This is a genomic window from Flavobacterium sp. LPB0248, assembly GCF_013388355.1.
Classification (GTDB): Bacteria; Bacteroidota; Bacteroidia; order Flavobacteriales; family Flavobacteriaceae; genus Flavobacterium.
Genome location: NZ_CP058246.1, coordinates 2,478,737 through 2,495,566 on the forward strand (window position 1 = coordinate 2,478,737; position 16,830 = coordinate 2,495,566).

A 16,830-nucleotide genomic window follows, 5' to 3' on the forward strand; every position below is an offset into this window, starting at 1 on the left:
ACGAATTTTTCAAATTAAGATTTTCCAATAAATAATTAATTCGTGAATTCGTGGCAGAAAAACTATGCTCATTTTTGAGCAAATAAAAACTTACTATTTTGAAAACTATTAACCACAAATGTTTGTCGAATTTAAATACAATGCGAGTGAGAATGAATTTTAGTTAAGAAATGCCGACAAGCATGCAAAAACTATTATTATGAAAATAAACATTACCCCTAGATTATTTCATATTACCAAAGCATTAGTTTGCTTTCTATTATTATTTGCAAGTTCAGTTTATGCGCAAGATCCTCCGCAATACGGAACACCTTTTGCCGGTGTGCCAGACACGAGAGATGTCAATATGTATCAAGTGCATATACGCCCTTTTAGTGCCAACGGAGACTTAGCTGGAGTAACCGCTAGATTAGACAATATAAAAGCATTGGGCACCAATGTTATTTATCTAATGCCGATTTTCCCACATGGCACCGATTCGCGAAGTTCGGCTTCACCTTATTGCATCAAAGATTTTAAAGCCGTTGGATCAGAATATGGATCTTTAGCCGATTTAAGAACTTTGGTTGATGGCGCTCACAGCCGCGGAATGGCTGTAATTCTAGATATTGCCATCAACGGAACTTCTTGGGACAATGTCTGGATTGCTTCACATCCTGAATACTACAAGAGAACCGGCACAACAATTCAGCAATTAGGAAACTTCTCCGACATTGCGGCGCTTGATCTTAATAGCTCTGCTACACGAGCAGCTATAAAAGATGCCATGCGTTACTGGATTTTTGCTGCCAATATTGACGGTTACCGTTGCGATTATGCCAATAATCCGCCTTTAGATTTCTGGTCGGAAGTTAATTCAAATCTTCGAAGCATAACTTCTCATAATTTATTAATGTTAGCAGAAGGTGACCGTCAAGAAAACTTTCAGGTTGGTTTCGATATGAATTATGGAGACAGATGGTTTCATAGCGGTTTATATGATATTGCTAATGGAGGTCCTGTTTCTCAAAGAATCCAAGATCAGACTACTTACGAATATGCTAAAGCGACCGGAAATCAGCAAATCGTTAGATACACTGGTAACCACGATACTTACACCAATGATGATGGCGTGAGAAGACCATTTGTTGTATTTAAAAATCACAACGGAATTGTTGCCAATTTCTTAGTTTCAGCTTATATGAGAGGAGTTCCTTTTTTAATGAGCGGACAAGAAATTGATTACGAACCAAAAACCGACTGGCCATGGACAAACTTTAAATTCAACTGGTCACAAAATCCAACTGCTGCTGCAGATTTTGCCAAAATTTTAAACTTTAGAACTACAAGTGCCGCAATCAGACGAGGTGATTTAACAACTTATGCCAACGATGACATTAGTATTTTTACAAAAACACTAGGTTCAGAAAAAGTCATTGTAATGTCGAATTTGAGAAATGCGGCTAAATCGTATGTTATTCCCGCAGCTTTAGCAGGAACTTATGTTGATCCTTATAACAACAATGCTTCTGTAACTTTAACTGCAGGTTCTACACGTAATTTTGCTGCTTACGAATATTTAGTTTTAACCAATACAAATGCACCTGTTGTTACGGTAACAGGAGTTTCTGTTAGTCCGACAACAGTAACAGTTGGTTTAGGATCAACACAGCAATTAAATGCCACAATTGCTCCAGCAAATGCAACCAATCAAAACGTAACTTGGACATCGAGCAATACAGCTGTTGCAACTGTAAATGCTTCTGGTTTAGTTACGGCTGTTGCAGCAGGAACAGCAACAATAACAGTAAAAACAGTAGACGGAAATAAAACAGCAACTTCGGCTATAACTGTTGCTGCAATTCCAGTTTCTTCTGTAGCCGTATCTCCTACCTCAGCAAGTCTGTATGCAGGAAATACACAACAGCTTACAGCGACAATCTCGCCTGTAAATGCAACAAACAAAAATGTAACTTGGAGTTCGAGCAATACCGCAATTGCAACGGTAAATTCAAGCGGACTTGTAACAGCAGTTTCTGCAGGAACTGCAACGATTACAGCAACGACACAAGACGGAAACAAAACAGCTTCGACTACAATTACGGTGAATCTGAATACCAATTTTACTGTTTATTTCTACAAACCATCAAATTGGGGAACTGGAATTAAAATCTACTATTGGAATGCTTTACCAACAGGAGTATTGGCAACTGTAAACTGGCCAGGCGTAAACATGACCGATGCTGGAAATGGCTGGTACAGCTATACTTTTACCAATGTAACTTCGACCAATTTAATTTTCAATGACGGAACAAATCAAACAGCCGATTTAAGCAGAGATAAAAACGGATGGTATATGAACAACGCTTGGTACGATTCGAATCCAGGAACTGGTGTTGCGGTTACAAGTGTTAGTTTAAGTCCAACAACAGCTTCATTAAACGTTGGCGGAATACAGCAATTAACCCCAACAATTCTTCCAGCAAATGCTACTAACAAATCGGTAACTTATAGTTCAAACAATACAGCTGTAGCCACTGTAAATGCTTCTGGTTTAATTACCGCTGTAGCGAATGGAACGGCGACAATTACCGTTGCAACTGTTGACGGAAACAAAACTAGTACATGTCTGGTATCGGTTACAACTGCATCTGGCGGAGGAAATTACTACACGATCAAAAACAGATGGACTGGCGCTTATTTATCTGATGCAGGAACAAATACAGGTTACGGAACATCTGTTTCTGGCAACAACTATAAATGGCAGAAAATCGCAATTGATGCCACTTATTTTGTTCTTAAAAATGTAGCAACTGGCGAATTGATGAATATTGAAGGCCAGACAGGAAATGTACAATGTAACATAACCGATACTACTTTCTGGAGCGCGCAATGGTCTAGCGATTACACTGACGGAACTTGGGTTCGTTTAAGAAACAGATGGCAGACTGGAAATATTATTCATATCGAAAACCAAACGGGTGCTGCACAATACGGAAATTCGCAAGACGGCTGGTACAGCGCGCAATGGCAATTGGAACCAACAACAGTTGGAACATCAAAAATGGCTTTAAATGTTGAAGAAGTTTCTAAAACAGAACCGGTAATTGGTATTTACCCAAATCCAGCTACAAACAATGTATTTAATATTTTAATGCCAGAATTAGCAAGTGGAGATACTGCAGAAATTTTCGTTTCTGATTTAAACGGAAGAACTCTTATTACTGAAAGACTTTCTTCTTCAGGGCAAATAAATCATCATTTATCTTCTGGAGTTTATATTGTAAATATTATTTCCAAAGATTTCAATGTGACCAAAAAACTGATTGTTAAATAATTTTTTTGCCACGAATTCACGAATTTTTAAAAATTTACTTAGAATTAATTCGTGAATTCGTGGCTGTTTTTTTCTTAAAACGAATAATTCAGAGCAACTCCAAAATCATTCTTTAAATTGATATCATTTTTTATGATTGCAGGTTTAAACGCCAATCTTTCATCTACATTAAATTGAGACAAAGCAGCATCAACATTGGCATCGATTATATTTAAAATATAAAAACCCACCATAAATAAAGCAGATAAATCTCTGTTTCTCTGATAGCCTTTTTGAGCCGTAATTAATTGGCTTTCGCTTAAACCAGCCAAAAATTCCGAATCACTTTTTTTTCCTTCCAATCTGCTTTTATATTCATCTCTGTACAAATTGTAGTTTTTCTGATTATCAATGTACAAATATGCACTTGTACCTATTGCGCCATAAACTAAAGGAAGTTTCCAATATTTTTTATTGTAGATCTGACCCAAACCAGGTAAAACAGCCGAATAAAATGCAGCCTTTGCAGGACGAAGCGGGTCAATGGTTTCCGATTTTAGAGAATCTTTTAAAATGTTTTTATTTTTTCCCTGAGCGAAGATTGTAGTTAATCCTAAGAATAGAAAAAGGAGAATAAATTGGTTCTGCATATAAAGTTGTCTTTGAAAATTTGACTCAAAGAAAACTTTTTAGTTCTAAGATTTTTCTTAAATAAAAGATAAAGAAAACTTAATTTTTTTTAGCCACGAATTCACGAATTATTTTAAAAATATTTATAAAAAATAATTCGTGAATTCGTGGCTATCTTTTTATTCCTCAAACAACTCCATCAACTCCAGCGCACGTTTTATCGACTTCACATTTTCAAAAGTCAATAACAAACGTAATCCGTTTACGGTTTGTTTTTCTTTCATTTTACAAAGATTGCTATGCTTCTGAACAAAATTCAAGACATTTCTAAACTTCACCGATTGATAATAATCTGATTGTTGATCGGATACAAAATAACCGATCATTTTACCTTGCTTCAGTACCAATTTCTCGATTCCGACTTTAGTTGCAATCCATTTAATTCTGATGCTGTTTAATAAAGCAACAGCAGGTTTTGGCAATGGTCCGAAACGGTCAATTAATTTTTTCTCGAATTCCTGTAAACCAACTTCGTCTTTTATTGCACCTAATTCGTTATATAAAACCAAACGTTCTGAAACGTTATTGATGTATTCGTCAGGAAATAAAAGCTCAAAATCGGCATCAATCTGAATGTCTTTTACATATTCTTTGGTATCGATATCATTTTCTTCAGGATATAAATCTTTGAATTCGTTTTCCTTCAATTCTTCAATCGCTTCATTCATGATTTTTTGGTAGGTATCAAAACCAATTTCATTAATGAAACCGCTTTGTTCTCCACCTAATAAATCTCCTGCTCCACGAATCTCCAAATCTTTCATCGCAATGTTAAAACCACTTCCCAATTCGCTGAATTGCTCCAACGCCTGAATACGTTTTCTGGCATCTTCGGTCATAGATGAATATGGCGGACAAATGAAATAACAGAATGCTTTTTTGTTGCTTCGACCAACACGCCCGCGCATTTGATGCAAATCTGATAATCCAAAATTATTGGCATTATTGATGAAAATCGTATTGGCATTTGGAACGTCCAGACCACTTTCGATGATTGTGGTAGCTACCAAAACATCAAAATCTCCGTTCATGAAACCTAACATCAATTCTTCGAGTTTGGCACCATCCATTTGTCCGTGACCAATTCCGACTCTTGCATTTGGAACCAAACGCTGAATCATTCCTGCCACTTCTTTTATATTTTCGATTCGGTTATTGATAAAGAAAACCTGTCCGTTTCTCTGAATTTCATACGAAATCGCATCACGAATAATTTCTTCATTAAAACCAACCACATTAGTTTCAATAGGATATCTATTTGGCGGAGGCGTTGTAATTACCGATAAATCTCGAGCCGCCATTAACGAAAACTGTAAAGTTCTCGGAATTGGCGTTGCTGTCAAAGTCAGCGTATCAACATTCGCAGCAATAGTTTTCAGTTTATCTTTTACGTTTACACCAAACTTTTGTTCCTCATCAACAATCAATAATCCTAAGTCTTTAAAAACTACATTTTTGTTTACTAACTGATGCGTTCCAATAACTATATCCAGTTTTCCTTCGGCTAAATCTTTTAGCGTTTGCGTTTTTTGTTTTGCCGTTCTGAATCGGTTTAAGTAGCCAATTGTAACAGGCATATCTTTCAAACGTTCCGAAAAAGTTCTATAATGTTGGTAAGCCAAAATAGTTGTCGGCACTAAAACGGCAACTTGTTTACTGTTATCAACCGCTTTAAAAGCAGCACGAATTGCAACTTCTGTTTTTCCAAAACCAACGTCACCACAAACCAAACGATCCATTGGGCGATCACTTTCCATATCGGCTTTTACTTCCGCCGTCGATTTCATTTGATCTGGCGTATCTTCGTAAATAAACGAACTTTCTAATTCGTTTTGCAAATAACTGTCTGGCGCAAACTGAAACCCTTTTTCTAAACGACGTTTTGCATACAGCTGAATCAAATTGAACGCTATATGTTTGACACGCGCTTTGGTTTTCTGTTTTAAAACCTTCCAAGCGTTAGATCCTAGTTTATAGATTTTAGGAGGCGTTCCGTCTTTTCCGTTGTATTTGGATATTTTGTGAAGCGAGTGAATACTCACATACACAATATCATTATCAGCATAAACCAATTTTATGGCTTCTTGCGTTTTACCTTCAACCTGAATTTTCTGTAATCCGCCAAATTTTCCAATTCCGTGATCGATATGCGTTACATAATCGCCAACAGAAAGTGCAGTTAATTCTTTTAACGTGATATTCTGCTTTTTCGAATATCCGTTTTTAATGTTGAATTTATGATAACGCTCAAAAATCTGATGATCGGTATAAGCCGTTATTTGGTTTTCTTCATCGATAAAACCTTGGTATAAAGGCAATACAATCGTATGATATTGCTTCCTGATATTTTCTGAATTGGCTTCGTCCAAAGATTCAAAAATATCATGAAAACGCTTTGCCTGCGTATCATTCGAACAAAACAGATAATTCACATATCCGTTAAAATGATTTTCGCTTAAATTATTCAGCAATAAATCAAATTGTTTATTGAAAGATGGCTGAGGCTGAATATAAAATTCGAATTTTTTAGTGGTTTTATAAACTGGTCTTGAGGCCAATTCTACAACCGAAAAATCTAAAGATCTTTTTATAAATGACGCCTGATTTAAAAACAATTGTTCTGGCGTAGCGTGTTTTATTTCTTTCGACAATTTCTCAAATGCTTCTTCTGCTCTTGCAAATTGTTTGTCTAATTGACTAAAAAGCCCTTCGGTATTTTGAATGAAAAGAACTGTTTTTTCTGCAATATAATCTAAGAAACTTTCACGATTTTCCTGAAAAAGTTTGTTCTCAACATTCGGAATAATTGTGATTTTTTTGTGTGTTTCAACAGATAATTGTGTTTCAACGTCAAAGGTTCTGATGCTGTCTACTTCGTTTCCAAAAAACTCAATTCGATATGGATGATCGTTTGAAAATGAGAAAACATCGACAATTCCCCCACGAACAGAAAATTCGCCAGGTTCGGTAATGAAATCTACTCTTTTAAATTCGTATTCGAATAAAACTTCGTTGATGAAATCAATCGAAATTTTATCGTTCAAAGCTACTTTTAGCGTGTTTTTATCAAGTTCTCTTCTTGTTACTACTTTTTCAAAAAGTGCTTCAGGATAGGTAACAATTACGGCTGGTTTTTTTCTTGAATTAATTCGGTTTAAAACCTCAGCGCGAAGCAGAACATTGGCGTTGTCTGTTTCATCAATCTGGTACGGACGGCGAAATGATGCTGGATAAAACAATACATCTTGTTCTCCAATCATTTGTTCCAGATCGTTCAGGTAATATGCCGCTTCTTCTTTGTTATCTAAAACAATCAGAAAAGGCAGTTCGGTTTTCCTGAAAACAGAACGTATTATAAAAGAAACAGCAGATCCCAACAATCCGCTGATGTTCATTTTTACCTGATTTCCTTCCAGTAAACTTTTAGCAATCTGCTCGGCTTTTGGCAGATTATCGTATGTAGTATATAAGACGTTTTTACTCAACTCTTGGTATATTTTTATCTAATGGCGGTGCCGAACTCGGAATCGCACGTGTTGTGTCTAACATTCTAAGGAAATCTTCTTCTCCTTGTTCTTTAGGAATTTTGGCTTTTTCGACAATTTTATCCATTTGTCTTTCCAAAGAAATCAGTTCTTTATTGATTTCCTGGATTAAAAAAACCACTTTATCATCTGGAATGTTATTTAAATGAATAAACAAATCCAGCATTTTAATTTTAGTAATCAAAATAGAAATACGGCTCTTGATCTGAGGCTGATTAAACTGAGCCGGTATATTATTATTCAGAGCCATCGCCTTCTTAGAAATAGCCGCCGATTTTTTTTGAAACGCACCAATGGTTTTTCTAGGCTTTTCCCCTATTTCTTTTATAAATTCACGCCATTCTGTCCAAGAATTCAATTGTGATTCTGAAATCTCATTAATGGGTTCGTCTAGAAAAGTCCAGCCTTTATTTATATTGTTAAAAATAACTTCTTTCTTTTTCGCTTCTTTTGCATTTTCTGCAAGGCGTTTTTCATTTTCATTTTGGCAAGAAAATAATACAGTTGTCAAAAGCAGAAAAAGAGATATTTGGTATTTCATTGATTAAAACAGTTAGGCTGCAAAGTTACGAAGTAAATTTACAATTATGAATTCTGTTTTTTGCTAAAGATTCTATAAATCAAGGTTATTTTTTTGTCTTTTTATTACTATCAGAGAATCAATTATAACAATTTTTATTTGATTAGTATAGCAATAAAATGGCGGTTTTTCAGTGGTTTTCAAAAAAGGCACAAAGACACACTTTTAAAAGAGAATAATACAACAAACAAACTTTTTAATTATTGAATTTATAATTTACCATCCAAAAAAGCGTAAGTAATTGCGAAAACGTTATATTTGTATTCTCTAAAAATCATCAAGAAATGAACCCTAAAATATTGATCATTGGCGCGTGCGGTCAGATTGGAACAGAGCTGACTCAAAAACTGCGTAAATTATACGGAACCGAGAATGTTATCGCTTCTGATATTAGAAAATTAAATACTGATGTTGTTAATTCAGGACCTTTTGAAGTGGTCAATGCTTTAGATTTTAATCAGATCGAACATTTGGTCGAAGTGCATAAGATTACCGATATATATCTGATGGCAGCACTTTTATCTGCAACTGCTGAAAAAAATCCAGCTTTTGCTTGGGATTTGAATATGAATTCTCTTTTTCATGTTTTGAATTTAGCAAAAGCGAAAAAGATTCAAAAGATTTTCTGGCCTTCGAGTATTGCTGTTTTCGGCCCAACAACTCCAAAAGAAAACACACCACAATATACGGTAATGGAGCCTTCAACTGTTTACGGAATCAGTAAACAAGCGGGCGAAAGATGGTGCGAATATTATCATAATATTTATGGTGTTGATGTTCGCAGTATTCGTTATCCAGGCTTAATTAGCTGGTCTACTCCTCCAGGCGGCGGAACTACAGATTATGCAGTTGATATTTTCTATAAAGCTATTGCCGATAAAAAATACGAGTGCTTTTTGTCTTCTGAAACCAAAATGCCAATGATGTATATGGATGATGCAATTGACGCGACAATTAATATCATGAAAGCACCAGTTGAAGAAATCAAAATACATTCTTCATACAATTTGGCTGCGATGAGTTTTACTCCAACTGAAATTGCTGCAGAAATTAAAAAACATATTCCTGAATTTGAGATTACTTATAATCCAGATTTCCGCCAAAAAATTGCAGACAGCTGGCCGGCAAGTATCGACGATACTGAAGCAAGAAAAGATTGGGGATGGAATCATAAATTTGATTTGGAAACTATGACAAAAGACATGTTAGAACATTTGTCATAACCTGAAATAATAAAATTTTAAAGCGTGTTATTCTAAAAATAACACGCTTTTTTTATGAATATTATTGTAAGAAAAAAACACTGATTGTATAATTTATGTACTTTTGATTGCGTTTAAACATTAATCAAGTTTATTCCAAAATCATCAATCAAATCACAACAAAATCATCAATCAAATGAAAAATTCTTATTATCCTGTCGAGCAGAGCAAAAGAACTGCAATTGTCGACATACTTCGGGGCTGGGCCATATTGGGCGTAGCCATTGGTAATTATCTGGATTTTCTATACATCGGTATAGAAAAAGAGCTTAAGCATAGTGCTTTCTCTGAAACTCTTCAATTTATTAACCGCTATTTATTTGCGGCAAAATCTTGGACATTACTAACTCTTTTATTTGGCTACGGATTTGCAATTTTGATTAACAATGTTGCGTCTAAAGGAAAAAATCCTGTCGCTTTTTTTGCGTGGCGAATGTTTTTGCTATTTATTTTAGCCTTTATTAATTCTGCTTTCTGGCTAGGCGATATCTTAAAAGATTATGCTTTTTTAGGACTTGTATTACTGCTTTTTTACAGATGTTCAGCCAAAACTTTAGCCATTATTTCTGCTATAATCGTACTTACAGTTCCTTTTGTAATGGCTTTTGTAAATGGTATTAAAATTGAACATCCTGCTATTGCAACAAATCCAGAATATTTAAGACTCTATCATTCTGGAAATTGGATTGACTTTTTTAGATTCAATCTCCTTGCTTCTTTTTATGAACAAATTATTGTTCCAGGCTACGCTATCACCGCTCATTTTGTAATGCTAGGCTGCATGCTTTTTGGGGTTCTGCTTCAAAAACTAAACTTCTTCAATCGTTTAACAGAATTAAAGAGACTTTTAACATCTGTCTGTATTATTAGTTTCGCTATAGCTGCACTTATCGGAATCGCGTTTAATATTATCATCATTTACAAAGTAGAACTTCTAAAGGTTTTTCATCCCCTTTATTGGCTAGTTTTAAGTACGATGATTTTTATATCGACCGGAATTTGCCTTTTGTATAATAATGGCAAGTTGAAAACGGTTTTCAGCTATTTTAGCGCTGGCGGAAAAATGACTTTAACCAATTATATGAGTCAAAATATATTGGCGGCTTTACTTTTCTCTGGACTCGGTTTGGGAATTGCAGATTCAATGCCGTATTGGTTTTACTTTTTACTGGCTATTTTCATCTTTATCATTCAATTGTTTATTAGTAAATGGTGGCTTTCAAAATACAATTATGGGCCAATTGAATGGTTATGGAGATCCGCAAGTTATATAGAATGGGTTCCTTTTAAAAAACTGCGACCAGAGGTTGCTACCGCCGATATAAAAACGGCATAAACATCACGATTTTGGAATAAACTTGAAATAAAAGAAGGGCTATCTTAAAAAGATAGCCTTTTTTATACGCTTCAGAGAAGCGAAATCTTTATAGCAAAGAATAAATATTTACAACATAAAGCTCCCGAGGAGCGACATATTTTTCTTGAATATTAATATATATCACTCCTCCGGAGCTTTTTTCATTTGTCTATTAAAGTTCTATAAATATTTCACCCCGCTGGGGTTTATCAATACTCTTGAAATTATGGAATAATTTTTTCCTGGCGTAATTGATCGAAAAGACTAAAAAACATTTCTTCTGTATCTATAAACTCATAAAACCCTAAACGTCTTGCTTTGGTTCCATCAGCAAAAAAATCATAATCCCACGAAAAGACAAAATCTCCAAAGTTCCAACTGGCCAATTTTTCATAATCGTGTTTATCTAGATTGTATTTTTCCTGAATATTTTCCCATAAAACCTTTTTGTCAGCCATTACTGTTTTTAATTCCATTTGAAGTGGAGGCGCAACAGGAATATCAAAATAAGAAGCTATTTTAGGCCAAAGTTCTGTCCATCGAAACAGATCTCCATTTGTAATATTAAAAGCCTGATTTGCACATTGCGGATTTGTTGCTGCCCAAACAGTTGCTTTAGCCAAGAGTCCAGCATCGGTCATTTCCATAAGTTTATCGTAAGCTCCTGCTTTTCCCGGAAATCGAAGCGGTAGATTTAATTCTTTAGAAATTGATGCATAAACAGCTATCAAAAGTGCCAGATTCATTGGGTTTCCTATTGCTGTACCGCCTACAACAGAAGGTCTAATAGCACTCCAATTCCACTTTTTTCCTTCTTTCTTTTTTTCTAAATATTGCTGCTGGTCAATGTTAAATTCTGGAGGCATATGACCCGCATCTGTTTCTTTGGCTGGAGTTTTAAAAGGTCCTAAATGAGCTCCATAAACTTTGTATCCCTGCATCAGACTAATATGCTGTAAGTCTTTAGCTATTGGCTCAATTATCTCAACTACATTCTTAAGCATATTAAGATTCGGCTCAACAAGTTCAGACCATGATGGACGATCTTGATAAGCGGTGTAAAATATATGCGTAATATTTGTGAGATCAGATAACTGCTTTTTACTGTTTTCAGTATCCAATAAATCAACTGAAATGTATTTCAGATTAGGAGCATTTGTACCTCTTTTTCTGGATAATCCAATAATATTCCAGTTGTTAGTAGACAAAAGATATTCTATAAGATTTGCACCGATAACGCCATTTGCGCCAACAACCAGTGCTGTGTTTTTATTTGCTGTCATTTTCTTTGTATTTAAAATTGTTTTACAAAGTTCAGACAAGCTGAAGAGCTATAAAATGAAGTAGATTATGAAATAAGGTTGAACTAGTTCAAGTTTATTTTTTCAATTTATTGTTTTTTATTTTCGAAAGAAATTCTGTTGTCATTCCTAAATAAGAAGCCAATGCATATTGAGGTACTCGATTTGCAATTAAAGGGAATTGGTTTGTAAATTTATCATAACGCTCTTCTGCCGAAGATGTGAGATTTGTAATAATTCTTCGTTGAAAAAAAGCTGCAGTACGTTCTGCTGTAATACGAAAAAAAGTTTCAAATTTTGGATTAGCCTTTTTCAATTTCGCTTCCGTTTCGAAATCTATTTGCAGCAAGACTGCATCTTCTAAAGCCATAACAAACATCGTGGCCGGCTGCTGATAAATATAGCTATTATAGTCTGAAATCCACCAATCTTCAATAGCAAAGGCGATCGTATGTTCCTGACCTTCATCATTTACAACATACGCTCTTAAAGCACCTTCCACCACATAGTTTCTATGCTTAGCCACAAAATCTGGCTGCACTATAAACTGACGTTTCTTTATCTTTTTTATTTTAAAATTAGAAACAAATTGATTCGTTTCTTCCTCAGAAAGCTCTATTCGGTCTTGCAAATGTTTTATTAAAGATTCGTATTGTGCCATTCTTTTTGGATTTAAAATTTCAATCTACAAGATTACTATTGTATCAAAATTACAACTCTTTTAAATTTATCAAGCAAAAAAAAATCCAAAGCCAGAAACTAGCTTTGGATTTTTTTTTTAAACATTTTTGAATCTTATTTCACTTCAAAAACATTATTTGTTTGTTTTACATCAGCCATTAATCCGCTTGGATCGATCGTGATTTTTTTGATTGACGTTTTGTTTTTGTCAATTGTAAAACTATAGTTTTGCTGTGCCCAAGCCCAGTCTTCTAAAACTGTTCTTTTTTCGTTCGGGTTTGGATTTGGTTTGATGAAGTTCATCATTCTTAACGGAATATAAAATGTCTCAGATGTTCCGTCTGCATAATCTACTTTTAAATCGATTGGCATTGGCATTCTTCCAATTCTTTCTAAAGTCACAGTTGTTTTTCCTGCATTATCAGCAACATCCTTAATTCCGTAATCGATCGTGTTAGTTGTTTGTGTCCAATCAATCAAATACCAATCTAACTCAGCCCCAGAAACTCTTTCGGCCGTTCTTTTAATATCGTTAGGAGTTGGGTGTTTGAATTTAAAATCGTTAAAATATCTTTTTAAAGTTGCATCAACATTCTCTTTTCCGATTACGTATTCTAACTGAGAAAGGAAAAGACTTCCTTTAACATAAGAAGAAATACTGTATGGACGGTTCTCATCGTAACGATCTCCGTGAGTTGTCTGAGGCTGTTCTTTACCAGAATTTACTAAACTGTAATATGCCTTGTAATTCCCAGCAAAAGGGTTTACTTCTTTTTTGTCACCTTTTAATTCATTCAAAGCACTGTCTTCAATGTAAGTGGTAAAACCTTCGTCCATCCAAGGGTGTTTTGATTCGTTTGAAGCTAAAATATGCTGGAACCAAGAATGTCCTAATTCGTGCGTTGCAGTTCCTAAAATTCCTTCTAGAGTTCCGTTTCCTAACATTAAAGTACACATTGCGTACTCCATTCCACCATCTCCACCTTGAATAAATGAATATTGTTTGTATGGATAAGCTCCTACTCTCTGGTTGTAATAGTCCATTACTTTAACCATTAACGGCTCTAACTGTTTCCAGTTTGCAGTTGTTTTTTCGTTGTTTTTGTAAAAGAAATGCAAATCAACATCGTTTGGTCCTTTTACAATATCGTGTGTATATTCTTTATCGGCAGCCCATGTAAAATCGTGAACATTTGGCGCAATAAAATGCCAAGTCAACGTTTTTGCTTTTTTAGGATATGTAACCGTTACACCTGCATCTTGGTAACCGTGACCAATTGAATTTTTATCTTGTAAATATCCAGAACCACCAATAGTGTATTCTTTATCAATAGTAATTTTTACATCAAAATTACCCCAAACACCGTGAAATTCTCTTGCGATGTACGGATCTGCATGCCATCCTTCAAAATCAAATTCGGCTAATTTAGGATACCATTGTGACATAGAAAGCTCAACACCTTCAGAATTGTTTCTTCCTGAACGACGAATCTGAACTGGAACTTGTCCGTCAAAATCTAAAGTAAAAGTCGTTTTAGAATTTGGAAGGATTGGTTTAGCCAAAGTCACTTCTAAGATTGTTCCTGAAACTCTTGTTTGAGCCGTAACACCATCCTGCTTGAAGTTTGCGATTTTTAAGTACCCAACTTCGTTTGGCTTTAAAGTTTCAATACGGCTTTGTTTTATTTCTTTTCCGTCAGCTTGTTTTACTTTGTTTACCATTCTTCCGTCTGGATCTTTAATAAAATGAAGACGCGCATCCATTTCGCTTCCTGGCTGAAAAGCGTTTGGATATAAATGATAGAATATTTTTTTAAGAGTATCAGAAGAATTGTTAGTATAAACCAATTCTTGTTTTCCTTTGTATTGATAGTTTTTTACATCCATCGAAACCTCCATTTTATAGTCAGCGTGCTGCTGCCAATATGGGGCGCTTTGTGAGTAAACGTTAATTTGTATAAAAAACAGAAAAAGAAGTATTTTTCTCATATATTTTTATTATGTTTGGTATATTATTAATTAAATTTCTTCCAATTATGGAATTGTCATTAGAAGATTTTTCAACTTTAGAACTAACAGCTGAAGAACAACAAACAATTTCTGGTGGAAGCCAAGGCACAAGATTAGTACTTCAAAATAACTACGACTGTAGTGGAGATGAATATTGTGTTGGCTGGTACAAAATGGTTTATTAACCTCTAAAACAGGAAAGTTCAAAAATTATTTTTTGGACTTTCCTTTAGATAAATCTTCTGCCATTAGTAATGCATTGTAAGCATTTACCATTTTTGCAGTTTTTGACGATTCTACAGAAGAAATAGGCTTTGGTTTTTCTTCTGGATTTTCACTTTTACCTAAAACAACCATTGAAGGAAGTGCCACTCCAGAGTCCATCAAAATCTTTTTAACTTGAGCTGCTTTTAATTTCGGATAATACGAACGAATCAATGCTGCAACACCTGCCGCATTTGGAGATGCCATTGATGTTCCTTGCAAATATTTGTATTTATTGTTTGGCACCGTTGCATAGATTTCTTCTCCTGGAGCAAAAACGTCTACGTTGATTTTTCCGAAGTTAGAGAATGGAGCCACAACATTTTCTCCATAAGATTTATTAATTGCTCCAATTGTGATTAAATTGTCTGCAAACTCTTTTACGTTATCTTTAGAATCGTTCGGATAATTTATATTTTTAGTTTCGTCAATATTGTAACCATCGTTACCAGCTGCATGAACAATTAAAACGTCTTTTTTAGCAGCGTATTGAATAGCATCATAAACCCATTGTTTGTGCGGAGAGAAGCTTTTTCCGAAACTTCCGTTGATTACTTTCGCTCCATTGTCTACTGCATAACGAATAGCCAAAGCAATATCTTTATCGTACTCATCTCCATCTGGAACAGCTCTAACTGTCAAAATTTCAACGTTATTTGCTACACCATCTCCTCCTAAATTATTTCCTCTAACTTGAGCAATAATTCCGGCAACGTGTGTTCCGTGAAGTGCTTTTTCTTTATCGGGACCAAAAACTACATTATTACCATAATGGTTGTTTTTAATATCTTCTGGATTATCACCTATGATTTTTCTTCCGTCGTAATCTTTGTTTAGATTGTATTTTAGTTGGTCTTCAACTTGCTCGCTATATTCTGTTAATTCAGATTCTGGGTTAAAAGTTGGTCCAGCATTTGTGAAAATTTGATTCATAATTGCTTTACTTCTCAAAACATTAGGATCTGCGGAAGTTATAGATTTTAAATCTTCCTGTTTGTAATCTGTTTTATTCAACTCTTTTTTAAGAGTATTGTGAAATCCTAACAAAATATCTGCTTGTTCTTTATCTTTTAAAGCTTCTTGATATTTCTCTGTATATTGTGCTAAAGCTTCTTTATATTCTGCAGAACCGTCGTCACCTTTTTTCACGATACGTGTCATTTCCAGATTTTCGTGAACAGCATCTCCAAGGAAATTCCATCCGTGAATGTCATCAATAAATCCATTTTTATCATCATCGATTCCGTTTCCTGGAATTTCTTTTTTATTTGTCCAGATCATTCCTTGCAGATCTTCGTGCTCGATATCGACACCTGAATCTACAATTCCTACAATTACTTTCTGCCCTTTTTTACCTTGGAGTAATTCAGCATAAGCTTTATCAACACTCATTCCTGGAATTGAGTCTTTTATTAAATCTAGATGGCTCCATCTTTTTAATTCATTTTCGCTAAGAGGCGCTTTTTTTACAACTGCTGCCGGCGCTGTAATAAACTCTTTTGAAGTTGAAACCTGCGCCTGAACTGTAGCACTGCAACCTGCTAAAACAAGCAATGCAAAAGCAGATAATTTAAGAGGTTTTATATGACTCATGTATCTATAAATATATGTAAAGTTAAAAGATGGGTCTAAATTATGCTTTTTTGTTACAAAAAACTAACTGTTAACAATGTGTTATGAAATTTTGACGAAAAATAATCAAAACTATAATACCCTCAAATATTTATCATTCAAATCATTATAAATGTAATTCTATTCATTCAAAAATATACTTGCAATGACTTTGAATGGTAAAAAATCAACAAATAATATAGTCTTTACGGCATCCCGTAAGGTTTGGCCACT

At 34.7% G+C, this 16,830-nt stretch carries 11 protein-coding genes; 4 read left to right on the forward strand and 7 right to left on the reverse strand.

Features of this window, described 5'->3' with window-relative positions; translation table 11 throughout:
• Nucleotides 1-199: 199 nt before the first annotated feature.
• A complete protein-coding gene (locus LPB248_RS10280) occupies nt 200-3,316 on the forward strand; it encodes an Ig-like domain-containing protein (protein ID WP_177211351.1) in 3,117 nt (1,038 codons plus the stop codon).
• 74 nt (nt 3,317-3,390) lie between these two features.
• Here LPB248_RS10280 and LPB248_RS10285 read toward each other — a convergent pair whose 3' ends face one another.
• From LPB248_RS10285 to LPB248_RS10295, 3 genes are all read right to left on the reverse strand, one after another.
• Nucleotides 3,391-3,945, reverse strand: coding sequence for a DUF5683 domain-containing protein (locus LPB248_RS10285; RefSeq protein ID WP_177211352.1), 555 nt, complete (start codon nt 3,943-3,945; stop codon nt 3,391-3,393).
• A 159-nt stretch (nt 3,946-4,104) separates the two neighbouring features.
• A complete protein-coding gene (gene mfd, locus LPB248_RS10290) occupies nt 4,105-7,470 on the reverse strand; it encodes a transcription-repair coupling factor (protein ID WP_177211353.1) in 3,366 nt (1,121 codons plus the stop codon).
• On the reverse strand, nt 7,463-8,071 hold the full coding sequence (locus tag LPB248_RS10295; protein ID WP_177211354.1) for a hypothetical protein: 609 nt from the start codon (nt 8,069-8,071) through the stop codon (nt 7,463-7,465). Before LPB248_RS10295 ends, mfd begins: the two co-directional genes overlap by 8 nt.
• A gap of 323 nt (nt 8,072-8,394) precedes the next feature.
• Here LPB248_RS10295 and LPB248_RS10300 point away from each other — a divergent pair, with 323 nt between their 5' ends.
• Entirely contained in the window at nt 8,395-9,333 is a 939-nt protein-coding gene (locus tag LPB248_RS10300) for an L-threonine 3-dehydrogenase (protein ID WP_177211355.1), read from the forward strand.
• Nucleotides 9,334-9,508: 175 nt separating this feature from the next.
• On the forward strand, nt 9,509-10,708 hold the full coding sequence (locus LPB248_RS10305) for a DUF418 domain-containing protein (RefSeq protein WP_177211356.1): 1,200 nt from the start codon (nt 9,509-9,511) through the stop codon (nt 10,706-10,708).
• Nucleotides 10,709-10,953: 245 nt separating this feature from the next.
• On the opposite strand, the gene LPB248_RS10310 is transcribed toward LPB248_RS10305, so the two are convergent.
• From LPB248_RS10310 to LPB248_RS10320, 3 genes are all read right to left on the reverse strand, one after another.
• Nucleotides 10,954-12,012: an SDR family oxidoreductase gene (locus LPB248_RS10310; RefSeq protein ID WP_177211357.1), complete on the reverse strand. Its 1,059-nt coding sequence runs from the start codon at nt 12,010-12,012 to the stop codon at nt 10,954-10,956.
• A 94-nt stretch (nt 12,013-12,106) separates the two neighbouring features.
• Nucleotides 12,107-12,691 (reverse strand): Crp/Fnr family transcriptional regulator, encoded by a 585-nt coding sequence (locus LPB248_RS10315; protein ID WP_177211358.1) that lies wholly within the window; start codon nt 12,689-12,691, stop codon nt 12,107-12,109.
• Between the two features lie 134 nt (nt 12,692-12,825).
• The gene (locus LPB248_RS10320) at nt 12,826-14,700 is read right to left on the reverse strand and encodes a M1 family metallopeptidase (RefSeq protein WP_177211359.1); all 1,875 of its coding nucleotides are present in this window, start codon (nt 14,698-14,700) and stop codon (nt 12,826-12,828) included.
• Nucleotides 14,701-14,747: 47 nt separating this feature from the next.
• On the opposite strand from LPB248_RS10320, the gene LPB248_RS10325 reads away from it, so the two are divergent.
• The gene (locus tag LPB248_RS10325; protein ID WP_218279827.1) at nt 14,748-14,906 is read left to right on the forward strand and encodes a hypothetical protein; all 159 of its coding nucleotides are present in this window, start codon (nt 14,748-14,750) and stop codon (nt 14,904-14,906) included.
• A gap of 25 nt (nt 14,907-14,931) precedes the next feature.
• On the opposite strand, the gene LPB248_RS10330 is transcribed toward LPB248_RS10325, so the two are convergent.
• Nucleotides 14,932-16,578, reverse strand: a complete 1,647-nt coding sequence (locus LPB248_RS10330; RefSeq protein ID WP_177211361.1) for a S8 family peptidase — start codon at nt 16,576-16,578, stop codon at nt 14,932-14,934.
• Nucleotides 16,579-16,830 lie beyond the last annotated feature (252 nt).

Bases quoted from the DNA above. Each gene is read 5' to 3' on its own strand.
- LPB248_RS10280 (WP_177211351.1), top strand. From the start codon at position 200: ATGAAAATAAACATTACCCCTAGATTATTTCATATTACCAAAGCATTA.
- LPB248_RS10285 (WP_177211352.1), bottom strand. From the start codon at position 3,945: ATGCAGAACCAATTTATTCTCCTTTTTCTATTCTTAGGATTAACTACA.
- LPB248_RS10295 (WP_177211354.1), bottom strand. From the start codon at position 8,071: ATGAAATACCAAATATCTCTTTTTCTGCTTTTGACAACTGTATTATTT.
- LPB248_RS10300 (WP_177211355.1), top strand. From the start codon at position 8,395: ATGAACCCTAAAATATTGATCATTGGCGCGTGCGGTCAGATTGGAACA.
- LPB248_RS10305 (WP_177211356.1), top strand. From the start codon at position 9,509: ATGAAAAATTCTTATTATCCTGTCGAGCAGAGCAAAAGAACTGCAATT.
- LPB248_RS10310 (WP_177211357.1), bottom strand. From the start codon at position 12,012: ATGACAGCAAATAAAAACACAGCACTGGTTGTTGGCGCAAATGGCGTT.
- LPB248_RS10315 (WP_177211358.1), bottom strand. From the start codon at position 12,691: ATGGCACAATACGAATCTTTAATAAAACATTTGCAAGACCGAATAGAG.
- LPB248_RS10320 (WP_177211359.1), bottom strand. From the start codon at position 14,700: ATGAGAAAAATACTTCTTTTTCTGTTTTTTATACAAATTAACGTTTAC.
- LPB248_RS10325 (WP_218279827.1), top strand. From the start codon at position 14,748: ATGGAATTGTCATTAGAAGATTTTTCAACTTTAGAACTAACAGCTGAA.
- LPB248_RS10330 (WP_177211361.1), bottom strand. From the start codon at position 16,578: ATGAGTCATATAAAACCTCTTAAATTATCTGCTTTTGCATTGCTTGTT.